Below are 14287 nucleotides of genomic sequence, written 5' to 3'. Positions count from 1 at the left end.
GTTTGGCTAAACGAGGAGCAGCGGAGCCGTGTCGACGCCGAACCGCTGTTTCGGTGGCCTACTCAGACCGCACGGACGCCGGCCTGAAAAGGCGTGCTTTCGGAAAACCGAACGCCCGGCAGTTCACTCGGCCTTGAGCACCTGGTGGCGGCGCAACCAGTCACGAACGATCAGCCGAACGGCTTCCGGCCGCGTGACGTCATGCTCGGCAACGAATTGATCGACGCCGTCGAGCAAGTCCGGCTGCAAGCGGACCATGATCGGCACGCCCTTTCCGGTTGGGGCGGGTCCGCGTTTCTTTGATACCACGGTTTCTTGCTTTGGCATAAAACTCTGATATCACAGTTCCTGCTCTCACGGAAGCACCGGGGCTGACGTGACGTTCCGTGCCCGCCGTCGAACGGCTGGGGGCCGGTTTGCCGCTTAGACGGCAGTTGGTTCGAATTTGCGCACATATTGCAGCACTGACACTTCCGCAAATTTGTCGATGCCAGCTTCCGGCTGGGTTGAGATCGTCGCTGCGGCTACTGCTTGCGAGACTGGATTGTCGGCACCGACGACAGCCTCCACAAAGAATGTGTGGACGTTTGCATCGGCAAAGCCATGCTTGAGCTCTGCAAGGGCTGCTGTGACCACCTCTTTCGCGCGTCCTTGGTTTCGACATTGCTCGGGAACAGCGTATCCGAGCTGGAAACACGGGAGCCCTTGCATAGGCTCAGCCACCGCCAAGATGGCTATTGCTGTTACCGTGCCATCTTTTTGGATGCGCGCGTAAGTGAACCGAGGACTCCCAGCGGGCTGATCTAGCAGCACGTAAAGATCAGGGTCTAGCCTGCAGTGCTCAGGAAAAATCTCCCCATCTGCAAGGGCTTTCTGGAACGATACCAGTCCAACGGCAGGGTCGGTTAGCTGTTGCGTCATAAGATAAACTCCCTCGATCTACCAGCCAGCTCGGCGGCGTGCGCCGGGCGCAATTGCCTTCCTCACGGTTTCATGACCCTGCCTCGATATGTGGGGCAGAGCATTGTGAAAGCTGGCGCGGCGAAGATCCCGCCGGATGCACAGTTCGCCTCGACGGGCATTTTGAAGGTCATTTCCCCCAACCTGAGGGTGCCCTTGGTGCAATTTGCCTCGGCGCTAATTTCGTCGCCAAGGAGGGCCACCTTCGTTTCTCGAATGCACTTTTCCGGTGACGAGAAGCTGCCTTGGTCCACGTAGCCTTCATGGCACGCCTTAACGATATCCGGTTCGCTGAACTATGCCCTGGCCCGCGCATGCTTGGTGTTAATGCCCGTAAGCTCGATAACGGTCGCAGGGGGCTCGATACAGCTTCGCTGTAGCTCGGCGCCTAATGCCGCGGCAGCAAACGAAGAGAAGCCGGCGGCGAAGATGAAGGCTCTAATCGAGGACATCTTCAGGAGCGCCAAAGGAGCGGAGATCGACCACCGACGCGGTTTGTTTAACGTCCCGTCCGACATGGATCTTCCTCCGGGTATCTCGTTGTTGGGCGGTTGTTCCTTGTCGACGGCTTGCCCGAGTAGCAGTTCGCTGATCTGCGTGTCGCGGGTACTGGCGGAGCGAGTGGGATTCGAGCCCACGGTACCGTTCCCGGTACGGAAGTTTTCAAGACTTCTGCCTTAAAACCACTCCATCGCTCCAAATGTGATATTTACGTGATATTTTCCAGATCTCGATCCCCGTCTGATACCAGCCAAGCGACAGCGAGTTTGAAACGTCGCCTGGATCTCATCCGCGATCGTTCAGGGGAGAGGACTGGGCAAAGAGGTCCCATTTTAGTTGGGCTAGTAGCGTTGATCACTGCCGGGCTATTTTCATCAAACGCTTCCGCCCTGACCGTACACGAGGTGCTAGACCAATGTAATTCGGCAGAGGGTTCTCCCGAGTTCAATTTCTGCATAGGCTATGTAGGTTCTTTGTCCGACGCGATGCTGTTGGTTGGTGTGGTGATCGAGCATAGCGACCAACCAAAGAACTTTAATCTGCTGAACAGATTAGGAATGTGTCGGACCACGGAATCGACTTATCAGGCAGCACGTCAGATTTTCGTGAACTGGGCCCAAAAGCATCCGGAGAAGTGGTCAAACACGGCCATGTCAGGGGTTGCCGCGGCTCTCCAAGAAGTGTGGCCATGCCCAAAATAGCAGCCGACCTCAACCGCCACGGCCGCATCTTGATGCACGATGGCTTCCAGGAATCGCTTCGTAGACGCTCCAGTCTCCTGCTCGACCCGGAGCAGCTGATGCGTACCGCCTTGGCAATAGGGCGGTCGAGACTGACGTTAGCGCATCAAGAATCCGCCAAGCGAGGACAACTCATCGTGCTGTTATGCATCAGACTCGGAGGAAACTCGGAACGCCTGCTTCAATTACTCATTCTGCAAAGAGAATCCCTCGCGGCAGGCGCAGCTCTGGTACGCTCATGCGCTTTCTCAAGGCGCTGCTGATGCAGTCGCCAATCCAACGCCTCAGGTTCAGGTACATTTTCCGCCGCCAATCGAGTGTCTGCATTGGCGGGAGCAAGACACGAATGGGCGGTCAATCTCACTATGCGCATGATGACGCCGGAAATGGCCGCTAATGTGTCGCAGACGCTCTGGTCAACGGCCGATCTTCGCAGGAAGATGGATCCCGCCGCGCCGACCGGGCAGGCCCGGTCCGTACAAAAAAAGCGTGGTACGAACAATTGGCGGAGTCTAAAAATGTTTTCCGAACATCCCGGCAGACGGATAGCTATAGCTGGAGCAGTCGTTTTAGTTGCGGTTCTGTGGTTGGCGCCCCGCGAATTGCGGCAAACCATCGGGCTAAAGTTAATGTACGGTTTCGGTGCTATGATGCCAGCTGTCGTGATAGGCGGCTTGACGGGCTGGTTGTCCTATGATGTTCGTGCGTGGTTTTGGACAACATTTAGTCTTATGTTGATAACTGTAATCATCAGTTTTACCAATCCTTTATTAGGCTGGAACATTGCGGCGGGCGCGGCCTACCTCTGCATTCCTTTGGCCTTCTATGTGTTTAGCATACGAAAATCCGAAACCCGCAAAATACAGGTTGCGGAAAACAAGCGCGAATCAATGGTCCGGATCAACCCGGAGGATGAACCATGGTGAACCGATTTATTGCCCTAAGATTACATACCCCATGCCCAAGGTACGCTTCCACAACAAGGTTGCAGTGAGCTACCCTCCGATGGCCAAGCATGAACGAATCGGATGAGAAACCGGATTTAGCTAAGGCTTCGCGTCTGTCATTTAGTGTAAATACGAATTTTGAGATTGAGGTAAATTCCGGCGTCAGATTCTTGCTGACTAGGCTATTATGTCTTGACTTCTTGACTGACGGGCGAGGGTCGTTCTGATCACGCAAGGCCTGCACCCGACTCCCGGGGGGCGGAAGGGTGTCAGTGTGAAATTCTAGTTTCACACTGAGGACGTCCTTGCGGCTTCTGCAAGGGGATGTTGAGATGGTTGAAAAGATAGCTCTTGCGGGGTGCGAAGGGCATGTTCCGTTTCGTTCGTCTTGGCCGACGGGCAATCGGTGGGGCAATGCTGATTGCAACACTTGTTGCCTTCGTCTCCTCAAATCAATTTGCCGCCCTGAAGCTGGCATTTAACTTTTGGGATCCGTTCGCGATCTCACAATATCGGCTGAGTCGCCTTTCTACTAACGACTACGAGGTGTCCATCGAACAAGCGCTCGATGAGGGCGATGTTTCTGAAGCCCAAAACCTGGTGGAGCTCGCGCGTGACAGTGGACGCGAATTGCCGGCGGATCTGTTTGGGCGGACCCGCGAAAGCCCATTTGAATTCGGACTGCGAAACAGCAAGGATTTCCTGGATGGCGCGATTACCGGGCAAGTAACAACCCCAGCTTCCATCGGAGGCGTGCTGGCCGCCGACTACGTCGGTGTCGGCGATGTTCGCGATGCAGTCATCCAAGGCAACCATCTGATCCGGGGAGAGGACTACGACAAGCTCACGCTAGGCCTTTCCCTGCTTGGTCTGGCGACGAATGTTCCAGGTACCGGAGCGATGGACATGGGATTCTCGCTGCTGAAAAACGCCAACAAAGCCGGGAAGCTATCGAAAGGCTTGCTCAAACGCCTCGGCGTTATGTCGGCTCGACTGGTTGACCTGGAAGGCTTGAAACGAGGACTTTCCCGTACATCCCTCCCCACATTCAAGGCTCCAACGGCAGCAGCCGTTCGCGCGGCCTTCATCGAGATCGACTGGCGTCGCGTCGCAAAGGGCGACTTCTCGGGATTCCGAAAACTGATCTCAGAAATGATGCCAGTCGACATGACAGCTGCAAAAGCTGCCTTTACCGGCGCGGTTCGCAAAGAGGTGGTTGGGGAGGTGGGTTTACTTGCGAGTTCCGCAACTGGAATAGCGTCGACCGGAGGGATAAAGGCGACATTTCGAGCTCTGGAAAATGCCGATGACGCCAATGAGCTCTCCCGGTTCCGATCCTTGGCAAGCAGTATGGGTGAAAGAACCTCTGCGGTCCTGAAAGTGCTGGGCAAAGGCGCGATCAAGCTCGGCGAACTGGTTTATCTGGTCGTATCGGTTTTGATTGCCGTAGTAGGTTGGTTCGCTGGGGCGTCGTGGTTCGTGTTTTCTTCAATCCGCACCTCGCGCCGCTTGATCGGGCACAAGGGGGAGATCGCGTGAATTCGAGGCGTTCAAAACTGGCGCTGGTCGCAGCAGGCATTGGGGGACCCGCGGTCGCAGGCTTCGGATTCGCGTTCGGCAGGGATATCTACAAGAAAACGAAGAAGAACGTCGAATTGATCGCGCTCCTTCTGGCAGCTGTCATTTGCCCATTCATCGGCGGACGGGGCCTCGTCCGAGGGCATGATCGAGGGATATTCGGAACCATCTTCCTGACCGTTCTTGCAAGCCTCCTTCTGATCGCGGCAGGCCTGTGCGCCGCCACCCTCCTGATGTTAGGGGTCCTCATGCTTGTCGCCGACGGCAAGCTTGACAGCCCCTTCCTGATTGCGCTGTTGGGCGCGTTTGTGCTGACCGCGCTCCTCGCGGGAATGGGGATCGTGGTTGGCCTTGTTCAGCGACCTAAACGGCTGAAGGCAATTGCCGTCGGCAAGTTCAACGAGCGCTTCTTGGAGGAAAATGGGTTTCGGGAAACAGACGGGGACGACATCACTCACTATGATGACAGTGGCCAAGCGCTCCGCTTCCTTGAGGCTCACCAAAATCGTCTCATTTTCATGGCTGTTAGCCGGCGCGGAAAACGGGCGTTTATTGATCTCGACCAGGACGGCCGAATGATAGGCTACTCGGGCGTCAAATGACCAGCATGAAGCCCGGGGGACAGGTACCCGAGCTGTGTAACGGTTTGAGTTTGGGGGAGAGGCAAATGAATTTCGAGCTGCAGAAAGCCATGAAGGAAATCGCACTTTGAGAGAGCCCCGATCCCAAGTCCGCAAAGTCCATGGTCGTAGCGCCAATTCGCAGCCTCTGGCTGATGGGGCAATCACGTCGAGTGACAACTATGGGTGACGATTCTGCTTCCGAACCGAACATGCGCGATTTGATGGCCGCAGTCGCATATGTGCTCCTGCATTGGGGCTGGCTCGAAGAAGAAGTCCGCGCGCGTATCAAGGCAGTGGAGCCAGATCGCCAGTTGTCTGAGCGATCGGTATGGATCCACTGGCGCGAAGTTGAGCCGGACGCGTGCCAGCGTATCCGAACTAACATTGAGATGCAGGTCGATGTACGAAATTGCCTTGCCCATGGACTGTGCGGAGCAAACGCGGACCCACGCTCCGGCAGCGAGCCGCACGTTGTTTGTCACACAGGAGCGCGCCGGCGCCTTTTCAAGATCTCGGAGCTAGAGCGAGTGGCTGACGCGCTTCACGTGGCAAGGAACGAGGTGCGAGACAGCCGCGTATGATCGCCCTGGAGAGCGGTGTTGTAATCCTGCCGGTCGGTTCCCTCAGGGTGAAATACAGTTTTCACACTGACGAACATGCTCAAGGAATTTTTTGGCTTCAGGTTCTGGGGATAGCGGAACGGCCGCGTCTGACATCATTGTTCCCTAAGCTGCCGGTCCGATCTCCGCTGCACAGCTGCCGAGCCACAGTGCGCCTCAATTTCGGTCGTTGCACTTAACACTGCCGCCACGGCTTCGTGGGTTCGCAACTTCAATGCGGTCAGACCGCTATCGTGAAGAGTTTCGGGCGCCGGCAGGCGTACGAAAGTCCCCGAGGAAGGAACCCGCGGGCCACAAGTCGATGGCCATGGGGATTTTGATCTGCGGCTGATGTCGGCGATGGCGCGACCGCCGCTGGGAAGCGCCTCGACGACGTTGCATTAGAGCTGCCGCGTGCTGATCGGCTTCATCGCGTGCTGTCCGGGGAACAGCCAGCCGTCGCGATGCATCACGCCCTGCTGACGTCCGACCTTCCACCACTCACGCACAAGGGTGAGCGGGTCCTCCGAGAGCATGGCTTTGCGATAGCGCCCACCCTTGCCACGCTCGACGCGCAGCAGCATGCGCTCACTGTCGACGTCGGCAACCTTCAGCATCGACACCTCGGCGACACGCAGGCCCGCGCCATAGGCAACCGACAGTGCGGCCTGGTGCTTGAGGCAGGTGGTGGCGATGAGCAGCCGGGCGACCTCGTCGCGACTGAGCACCACGGGCAGGTTGCGCGGATGCGCCTGCCGGACGAGCCGGCGCGCCAGGGCGGTCGAGCGTTTGGGTGAAGAAGAAGCGTAGCGCCGACACGATGCTGTTCATCGTCGGCACGGGACGCCTCCTTCCTGCTGCTCGATCTGCAACCGACGCAGGTCATCGGCGGTCGCTGTCTGGTGAACGCCCGAGGAATGTCGACAGGCGTCCGATATCGCGGAGATAGTTGCGCTGCGTCTCGCGTGAGAAACGCCGCATGTTCATCTCGTCGATCAGCCGCTGGCGCAGCGGACTGATGGGTGCATCGAGAACGGGGATGGCGCATTGGTCAGGTTCCTTGTTGAAGAAGCCCCTCATGCTCTGCCGCTGCCGCGCGACGCTCAATGCAGGCGCGATGCCCGGCCTGTGCCCTCTACCTCAACCCCAGGCGCCCTCCCGCGCAGCGGGTTCGTTCCCCGTCCCAAAAGCTGCCTCTCGGCTAGGCGCCCGATTGTCGCCTTTTAGGGCGGTATTTGCCGATTCCGAAAGCTGTCATATGTGCGACACAGGCATAGTCGCGGTCCATCGGTGCCGTGGATAGGGCTCCTCATGCGGTCGAAGCAAGCGGCAACCTATTTTGACGCTAGACCAGCCTCCACCAATCGCCTGAACGCTTCCGATCGCGAGGGAAGATCCGGCTGGGTGCGACGCCACTCGTCCACGCGAGCCAGCAAGTCGCTCGAGAGCCGCAACTCGAAGCGTTCAGTTTTGTTGTCGGCAGGATAAGGAACGTTTGACAATAGCGATGTCCGTAATGTACGGTATGTACGTAAAATGTAGTTCGGTGCTCCTAGCCGAAAGACGTGCTCCAGCACGTCGTTTGGCCTAGCCACAACCCAAGCTGTTTGGATTTCGGATCATGACTGATTCCGACACTACCACGACTTTGCCTCTCGTCACCCGCAGGAGGTGCTTGTCGTAATTGCAATTGACAGAACGGAAACCTGTCCATCCGCCAACGGGACCTTCAAGCTTGAGGATCTAAGAGCCGTACACCTTCACCCTTTTGGCCAGCAGACAAGAACTCGACACCCGCTTTTATCAAAGCCGCCTCAATAGCCTGCAGAGTGCTGATCCGGGAATCCACCTTGCCATTTTCCAACCGGACCAGCGCATTCAGCGACACAATTGCCTTGTCGGCAAGCTCCTGCTGCGACCAACCAAGCAAAGCCCGTGCGGCTCGAATCTGTCGTGGACTGACCATGAGTCCACAATCGACAGGCAGATTTTCTTTGCCACCTATAGGGTTATTTTGCGCCCTGTAAGGTATATTAAATGGCGATTCGACTGCAGATAAATGGGCGCGAAGAGCCCGGAGCGGGCGCGACAAACTCTCTATCCGGCTGACTAGTGGAGGATCGAAGGCCTTGTTGAAACCGCAACGCACCGTCCTCCTCCGGACGGAGCCGAAGCCAAAGATCGACAGTGACCCTCATCCCGCCGATCAGCATGTCGGCAGGCAGATTGCGACCGTTCGCGTCCAGTCCGACGTGTCGCAAGCCCAGCTTGCCCGATCCATAGGCATCAGCTTCCAGCAGCTCCAGAAATACGAGAACGCGCGCAATCGCGTGAGCGCTTCTATGCTCTACGAGATCGCCAGCTCGCTCGGTGTTCCTGTTGGCCGCTTCTTCGAAGGCCTGCCCGGAAACAATGAGGCTCGCGCCGAGGCGCGGCCGCTGCCGGTCGATGAGCGCCTGGATTTCATCGCCAGCGCGGAGGGTCGGCGCCTGATCGAGGGACTGGTGAACCTTCCGCCGCGAGTGCGTGGTCGCGTCTCGTCCCTGATCGCAGCGCTAGGAGAAGAACTGGCCCTGCCAGACACAGACGCGAATAGCGAAACGGCCGGCGAATCCGCACCGGCCGAATGCAAGACCATCTGACGGCCGGTCGGGGCCGTCAGCCGAATTTTCGGGCAGCGGGCAGGGCGATGCGGCCGCTAGTCGAGGACACTTCGATTTCGACGCCGAACGCCCGCGAGCGGCTCGCGAATCCCTCGAGGATGTCTCGCGCCACGCTTCCCGTGACGGCAACGGGCACCAGTCTGCCCGTTGCTGGTCCGAGGGACTGAGGGTCCGCGCCGATCGCTACGGGCAGAAGGTCTATCCCCGCTAGGTTTCCGCCGGCATCATAGCGGCATGCGGCGACGATGCTTTGCCAGACTTCTGGTGGATCCCATTCGGTTTCGTCGGGGTGCACGTGGAAGAGGAAGTTGCCGAGACCGTAGAAGATCGGCGAGCCATTGTAGATCTCCACGGCCTGCAGCACCGGGGCGCCGTGGCTGACGAACAGGTTGGCGCCGGCGTCGATGCACATCCTGGCAAAGGTCTGCACCCAGCGCGGCACGTCCTGCCAACCTGGTTCCCAATGATGGTGGTGCAGATAGGCGATGACGAAATCGCCTTGAGCCGCAGCGTGCCGGATGCCGGACAGATGGACACTCGCGCTCTGCTGATCGACTTCGATCATACGGCCGAAGTCGGCGGCTTGCGTGAACACTGTGCCGTAGAAATTAATCTCCGTGCCCGCCGACACCGCCACCGGGTCCTCCGGTTGCGCATAGTTGGCCAGTTCAAAGGGGGAGCTTTGCAAATGCGCGCCCAGCCTTGCCAGTCTGCTGAAATGCCCATCCGGCACCCCCATCTTGCGAACCGTGTTCAGGCGATTGACGCCGGGCCGAGCCGGCCGGAAGGCCGTACGGTCTTCGGCATACATGTTGGTCGGGCCGGGGCCTGCATCCATCGCAAGAAGCGCGACCTCGCGCGCGCCCAGCCGGCGGCGGCCCGGTTTCCTGGCCTCCGTCTCGTCGGCTCCGATGCCGGCATGGAGGAAGCCGCGCGCTTCCACCTCCTCCAGCGTCGAGAGGATGCCGCCAGCGCCGAGATCGAAGGCGTGGTTGTTTGCCAGCGCAAGCGCGTTGAAACCGATGGCCTGCAATGCGTCGAGCACTTCAGCCCTGGAATAGCCGAAGTATTTGCCCTTGGTCGGCCACCCGCCGTGGTTGCCCAGGATCGTCGACTCGAAGTTGGTGAAGACGACGTCGCCTTGGCCCAGGAAGTCCGTAACCGCGATGAAACGTTCGTCTTTGACGTCACGGATGTCGTGCTTGATCAGGGATTGGCCGGTAACGATCGCGCAGAATTGGTCTTTCATGGGGCTCGCCTTGAAGGAGGGGAGGGCGCCGGCGTTCCGGCCGGCGCCACGTCAAATGTCGAAGTCGGTTGCCGCCTATTGCGAGAGGGCTGGTGAGATATCGCTCTTGAACCATTTCAGGCTCAGCGCCTTGATCGTCCCATCCTTGGTGGCCGCGTCGATCGCCGCGTTGAACTTGGCCAGCAACTCGGTATCGTCCTTGCGCATGCCGGCGCCGACGCCTGGCCCCCAGAGACCGCCCTTCAGTTCAGGCCCGAAAAACCCCACACCCGAACCGGCAGGCGTCTCCAGAAAATCCCGCCAGGTGAAATAGTCGGCCAGACCGCCGTCGATGCGACCCGCGGCAAGATCGAGCTTCATGTTGTCCTGGCTGTCATAACTGCGAATGGTCACGACATCGCCCAGCATTTCCTTCACGACCGCTTCCGAATTTGACGAGCGCAGGGCCCCGATCGCCCTGCCGGCGAGTGTCGATCTGAGGCGTTCGATGGTCGCCTTCTCCTTGTCGCCGATGGTCGAGAGGTTGACCTTCTGCTTGATGTCGCCAGGATCGAGACCCAGGTCCTTGCGCACAACGAACTGGTTGAAGCCGGTGGCGTAGGGAACGGAGAATGCGATCTTCTGCTTGCGTTTTTCCGTGATTGCCATGCCGGACATGATCACGTCGAACTTGCCGACAAGCAGCGCCGGGATGATCCCGTCCCAATCCTGCGGCACGAAGGTACATTTGATCTCGATGCGACGGCACAGCTCCTGTCCAACATCGATATCGTAGCCGTAGAGTTGACCGTTCGCGTCGGTGCTGTCCCAGGGCGGCGAAGCACCTTCGGAAGCGATCGTTATGACGCGCTCGCTTTGCGCGCCGACGGGGAATGCCGAAATCAGGGATGCGATAGAAACAGCAATAGCCAGGGGTATGCGCATGATGCACCTCTTCGTTGGTTTGGATGGATAGGGGAGCCGAAAAGCCCGCGGTCAGGGCAGGGGCGTCGTGATCTCGGGGTCAGGCAAGGGCGGACGCAATCGGGCTTTGCGTCGATGCACTCGATTGCCGTCGGTCGAAAGCCATCGCTCCAGCAACTGGATCGCTTTTACGGCAATCGACGTCAGCGATAGATAGATCGCTCCGGCGACGATGAAGATCTCGTAGGGTGCGAACGTGGTCGACACCATCTGTCTCGCCATGCCGGTGATCTCGAGCAACGTCACCGTGCTCGCCAGGGACGAACCCTTGATCATCCCAACGATCTCGTTGCCGTAGGCCGGTAGCGATATCCTGAAAGCGATCGGGAAGGTGACCAGGCGAGCGATCTGGAAGCGTTTCAAGCCTAGAGACGTGGCCGCCTCGGTGACACCTTTGGGCACGGACTGGAGACCGCGGCACAGGATCTCGGTGGTGTGTGCAGCGCTGTTCAGAGAAAATGTCAGAAGGGCACACCAGAAAGGGTCGCGCAGGATCACCCAGAAGATGCTGGCTCGCACCGCCTCGATCTGAGCGAGGCCGTAGTAGAGCAGGAAGAGCTGAACCAGCATCGGCGTGCCGCGGATCACATAGGTGTATGCGAGCACCACCAGCGAGAGGCCGGGACGTCCGAACGCACGGATGAACGCCAGCGGCACCGATAGAAGAAATCCGGCCGTCAGCGACAGGACCGTCAAGGTCAATGTGAGACCAACGCCCGAGGGCAGGACAACCAGTGCGTCAAACATCAAGCCGAGATTCATCGGTCGCTCTTTCCTACTGGCCGAGTGCCGGATAGCGCCGCTCAGCCAGCCGGATCGAAAGCAGCGTGACGGTGGTCAGCGAGAGGTAGAGGGCGGAGGCCGCAAGGTAGAAGGTCAATGGTGCGCGCAAGGATCCGGCCCCCACATACGCAACGCGCATGATGTCGGTCAGGCCGACGATCGAAACCAGCGCGGTATCCTTGAAGAGCGAAGTCCAGAGATTGCCATAGGCCGGCAGCGCCAGCCGCAGCATCTGCGGTCCGATGATGAACACCCAACGCTGCCAGGCGTTCAGCCCAAGCGACTTTGCCGCTTCGGCTTGACCCGCTGGCACCGCCGCAATCGCGCCGCGAAACACTTCGGTCGCATAGCCGCTGAAGACGACCGAGAGCGCGATAACCCCTGCGGTGAATGCGTTCACCTCCACGTACCGACCGGCGATCTTGCTGGCGAGCGTCGTTCCGCCGAAGTAGATGAGCAGGATAATGAGAAGTTCTGGTACACCACGAACAACTGTCGTGTAGGCCGTCACGACGCTGTTGAGGCGCGGCTGTGCCGTGTCCTTCGAAATGGCCAGAAACAGCCCGAATGCCGTACCCAGGCAGCCGCTGACAAGAGCTAGGCCTACGGTCACGGTGAGGGCGACAACAAACTGAGTAGTAAAACCACCCATGCGGCGCTTTCCTTGAATCGCAGTACCGCGAGATACGACGGTCCTTGTCACTCAGACCAAGCCATATTACCTAAGGTTGCGAATTGTTATATTTGTAATTTGGAGTTAACTTAAGATATTTCCCAATTCTAGCGTGTGAAATTACACACTCAATCTATAATTTTTATTCTTTTATCTATAACGAGCCGTTATATACTGAGGCGGTTCGTTACTCCTCAGGTTGGCGTTATCCGCTTCCCGGGTGGCGTTCTGAGGGAGAGGAGCGCAGGGCATGGAGTTGCTGCAGAGTGACCTTAAGCTCCGTCAACTGAAGGTCTTTCGAGAAGTGTTGCGGGCCGGTTCGACAAGGCGAGCGGCGGCAGCGCTCGGGATAAGCCAGCCGGCCGTCAGTCAACATGTGAAGCAACTCGAGGCCACGCTTGGCATCACACTCTTCAAGAGATCAGCCAACCGCATCGTCGCCTTGCAGGAAGCCTGGGAACTCCTGCGAAACGTGGAACTTGCCCTGACGTCCCTGGATCGGCTGGAGGCGTCGATCTTCGCGATGAAGAACGACGAAAAGCAGCGGATTGCGATTGCCGCGCCTTCTGTTTTCGGTTTCGTGACCTTGCCCAAGGTCGTGGCGATTATCCACGCAAAGACCGCTTCGAATGTCCGCTCGATTTCGGGAAGCTACGAGCAGATCGGCGAGCACATCCTGGCAGGACGAGCGGAACTCGGGATCTCGAGATTGCCCTTGGATCCCAGCCTGTTTGAGTGGGCGCCGCTCGGGTCGGCACGAAACGTATGCATCTTTCACCCCGACCACCGCTTTTCAAAACAGGCCTGTATCGAGGCTCACGATCTGGCAGGCGAAACGATCGTCGATATCGATCCCCAGTTCGCTGCCCACCAAATGAACTTCAATGCATTGCGCTTCGCCGGCGTCGAGCCGGACATACTGGTGGAATTCGATTGCAATGGTCACGAAGCCGGATACGTTTCGGCCGGCCTCGGCATTTCGATTACCAATGAGATCATTGCGCGCGAATACGCGGCATTTCACCTGGGAATAAAGCCAGTGGAACCATCCGCTCTGTATCACTACGTGGCGATTTGGCAGAAGGGCAGGACCTTTTCCAACGCGTTGAATGTATCACGTGAGGCCATCATCGCTGCGTTTTCCACGGAGCCGCCTGCTAGAGGTTGCTAGGGTTTCCTTAGGAAGCGCAACAGATGGAGGTTGTGTTGGCACCTCATAGCGGATCGCACTTGCGACGGCCAGGATGCCCTCGCAACCCGGATCGTGTGCAGGGTTTCCGGCTTGAGATGCCGTAGGCGAGATCCCCGATGGAAAGGGCATATGGTCGAAACAGGTCGATCGCCCGTGGCATCAAGACGCGGTACTTTGCAGGACAGGAACCCTGCCGTTTGAATTGCATCCGGTAGCTCCGGATGTGCTGATGGCCGACAAAGGCCGCTACATGGGCGGCGCTTTTGTCACCTTCAAGGCCGATACGCGCCAGGCGCGCTGGAATCGCGTCCAGGGCAAGGTCGGTGCGCCGCCGCCGAAGGGCTGCAAAAAGCAAAAAGCCGAGTGGCTGAAGCCTGGCCTTTCAGGCAAGGTGCGCTTCCTTAAAAGGCGAAGAGACGTTGCACCAAGCGATGCTGCGCGATTTCTGGAAGGACGACGATGGCATTGGCTAAGAAAGATCAGGAGTGCGTCACCTCCGCCTGGATGTACGGTCAGCAGGCGCACAAGGATGGCAAGGAACGCGCCGTGCCAAGCTATTGGACCGAGCGCGCCGAAGCCTGGCTGCAGGGCTTCGACGGCGTGCCACTGGGCAGCGAGCCCAAGCCGATGAGCGCCAGCATGGAAGCGGAGTTGGACGAGACAGCCGTCGACCGTCCTGACGCTGGAACCTAGCCCCTTAGCTTTGGCTTATGTGCTCGATGAGCACGCGCGGCATTAATTTCCTCGACCGGTGGATGGCAGAAAACCTGCCCGACGCAATGACTGACGATCCGGTTGCGATCAGCGACCTTGCGG

At 58.5% G+C, this 14287-nt stretch carries 15 protein-coding genes and 1 tRNA gene; 6 read left to right on the top strand and 10 right to left on the bottom strand.

What is annotated here, in order from left to right:
* Nucleotides 1-123: 123 nt before the first annotated feature.
* The 3 genes from EN949_RS24515 to EN949_RS24505 form a co-directional block, all read right to left on the bottom strand.
* Complete coding sequence (locus EN949_RS24515) at nt 124-267, bottom strand: ribbon-helix-helix domain-containing protein (RefSeq protein WP_245458889.1); 144 nt, start codon at nt 265-267, stop codon at nt 124-126.
* 156 nt (nt 268-423) lie between these two features.
* The gene (locus tag EN949_RS24510; protein ID WP_127365465.1) at nt 424-921 is read right to left on the bottom strand and encodes an N-acetyltransferase; all 498 of its coding nucleotides are present in this window, start codon (nt 919-921) and stop codon (nt 424-426) included.
* 649 nt (nt 922-1570) lie between these two features.
* Nucleotides 1571-1658, bottom strand: a tRNA-OTHER gene (locus EN949_RS24505).
* 908 nt (nt 1659-2566) lie between these two features.
* Between EN949_RS24505 and EN949_RS24500 the strand changes: the two genes are divergently transcribed.
* The 3 genes from EN949_RS24500 (at nt 2567) to EN949_RS24490 (ending at nt 5328) form a co-directional block, all read left to right on the top strand.
* Entirely contained in the window at nt 2567-3127 is a 561-nt protein-coding gene (locus tag EN949_RS24500; protein WP_127365464.1) for a hypothetical protein, read from the top strand.
* Between the two features lie 390 nt (nt 3128-3517).
* A complete protein-coding gene (locus tag EN949_RS24495) occupies nt 3518-4687 on the top strand; it encodes a hypothetical protein (protein WP_127365463.1) in 1170 nt (389 codons plus the stop codon).
* A complete protein-coding gene (locus EN949_RS24490; RefSeq protein WP_127365462.1) occupies nt 4684-5328 on the top strand; it encodes a hypothetical protein in 645 nt (214 codons plus the stop codon). Before EN949_RS24495 ends, EN949_RS24490 begins: the two co-directional genes overlap by 4 nt.
* A gap of 1021 nt (nt 5329-6349) precedes the next feature.
* Here the strand turns inward: EN949_RS24490 and EN949_RS36675 are convergent.
* From EN949_RS36675 to EN949_RS24475, 3 genes are all read right to left on the bottom strand, one after another.
* Nucleotides 6350-6679, bottom strand: coding sequence for a tyrosine-type recombinase/integrase (locus EN949_RS36675; protein ID WP_245458888.1), 330 nt, complete (start codon nt 6677-6679; stop codon nt 6350-6352).
* 151 nt (nt 6680-6830) lie between these two features.
* On the bottom strand, nt 6831-7028 hold the full coding sequence (locus EN949_RS36670; protein WP_245458887.1) for a hypothetical protein: 198 nt from the start codon (nt 7026-7028) through the stop codon (nt 6831-6833).
* 649 nt (nt 7029-7677) lie between these two features.
* Nucleotides 7678-8040 (bottom strand): helix-turn-helix domain-containing protein, encoded by a 363-nt coding sequence (locus tag EN949_RS24475; RefSeq protein ID WP_348629954.1) that lies wholly within the window; start codon nt 8038-8040, stop codon nt 7678-7680.
* Nucleotides 8041-8077: 37 nt separating this feature from the next.
* Here EN949_RS24475 and EN949_RS24470 point away from each other — a divergent pair, with 37 nt between their 5' ends.
* Complete coding sequence (locus EN949_RS24470; RefSeq protein ID WP_245458885.1) at nt 8078-8590, top strand: helix-turn-helix transcriptional regulator; 513 nt, start codon at nt 8078-8080, stop codon at nt 8588-8590.
* A gap of 16 nt (nt 8591-8606) precedes the next feature.
* On the opposite strand, the gene EN949_RS24465 is transcribed toward EN949_RS24470, so the two are convergent.
* From EN949_RS24465 to EN949_RS24450, 4 genes are all read right to left on the bottom strand, one after another.
* Entirely contained in the window at nt 8607-9860 is a 1254-nt protein-coding gene (locus tag EN949_RS24465; RefSeq protein WP_127365461.1) for a CapA family protein, read from the bottom strand.
* 75 nt (nt 9861-9935) lie between these two features.
* Complete coding sequence (locus EN949_RS24460) at nt 9936-10784, bottom strand: transporter substrate-binding domain-containing protein (protein ID WP_127365460.1); 849 nt, start codon at nt 10782-10784, stop codon at nt 9936-9938.
* 51 nt (nt 10785-10835) lie between these two features.
* Nucleotides 10836-11585 (bottom strand): ABC transporter permease subunit, encoded by a 750-nt coding sequence (locus EN949_RS24455; RefSeq protein WP_127365459.1) that lies wholly within the window; start codon nt 11583-11585, stop codon nt 10836-10838.
* Between the two features lie 13 nt (nt 11586-11598).
* Nucleotides 11599-12258 (bottom strand): ABC transporter permease subunit, encoded by a 660-nt coding sequence (locus EN949_RS24450; protein WP_127365458.1) that lies wholly within the window; start codon nt 12256-12258, stop codon nt 11599-11601.
* 271 nt (nt 12259-12529) lie between these two features.
* On the opposite strand from EN949_RS24450, the gene EN949_RS24445 reads away from it, so the two are divergent.
* Together EN949_RS24445 and EN949_RS24435 are read left to right on the top strand one after the other, a co-directional pair.
* Nucleotides 12530-13450 (top strand): LysR family transcriptional regulator, encoded by a 921-nt coding sequence (locus tag EN949_RS24445; protein WP_127371162.1) that lies wholly within the window; start codon nt 12530-12532, stop codon nt 13448-13450.
* Between the two features lie 480 nt (nt 13451-13930).
* Entirely contained in the window at nt 13931-14164 is a 234-nt protein-coding gene (locus EN949_RS24435) for a hypothetical protein (protein WP_127366489.1), read from the top strand.
* The last annotated feature ends 123 nt before the right edge of the window (nt 14165-14287 follow it).

Source organism: Mesorhizobium sp. M7A.F.Ca.US.007.01.2.1, assembly GCF_003998165.1.
Lineage (GTDB): Bacteria > Pseudomonadota > Alphaproteobacteria > Rhizobiales > Rhizobiaceae > Mesorhizobium > Mesorhizobium ciceri.
This window is presented reverse-complemented; position numbering and strand designations above follow the sequence as displayed.

Coding starts and splice junctions, on each gene's coding strand:
- EN949_RS24465 (WP_127365461.1), bottom strand. CDS start 9,860: ATGAAAGACCAATTCTGCGCGATCGTTACCGGCCAATCCCTGATCAAG.
- EN949_RS24500 (WP_127365464.1), top strand. CDS start 2,567: ATGCGCATGATGACGCCGGAAATGGCCGCTAATGTGTCGCAGACGCTC.
- EN949_RS24495 (WP_127365463.1), top strand. CDS start 3,518: ATGTTCCGTTTCGTTCGTCTTGGCCGACGGGCAATCGGTGGGGCAATG.
- EN949_RS24445 (WP_127371162.1), top strand. CDS start 12,530: ATGGAGTTGCTGCAGAGTGACCTTAAGCTCCGTCAACTGAAGGTCTTT.
- EN949_RS24450 (WP_127365458.1), bottom strand. CDS start 12,258: ATGGGTGGTTTTACTACTCAGTTTGTTGTCGCCCTCACCGTGACCGTA.
- EN949_RS24455 (WP_127365459.1), bottom strand. CDS start 11,585: ATGAATCTCGGCTTGATGTTTGACGCACTGGTTGTCCTGCCCTCGGGC.
- EN949_RS36670 (WP_245458887.1), bottom strand. CDS start 7,028: ATGAGGGGCTTCTTCAACAAGGAACCTGACCAATGCGCCATCCCCGTT.
- EN949_RS24510 (WP_127365465.1), bottom strand. CDS start 921: ATGACGCAACAGCTAACCGACCCTGCCGTTGGACTGGTATCGTTCCAG.
- EN949_RS24460 (WP_127365460.1), bottom strand. CDS start 10,784: ATGCGCATACCCCTGGCTATTGCTGTTTCTATCGCATCCCTGATTTCG.
- EN949_RS24435 (WP_127366489.1), top strand. CDS start 13,931: ATGGCATTGGCTAAGAAAGATCAGGAGTGCGTCACCTCCGCCTGGATG.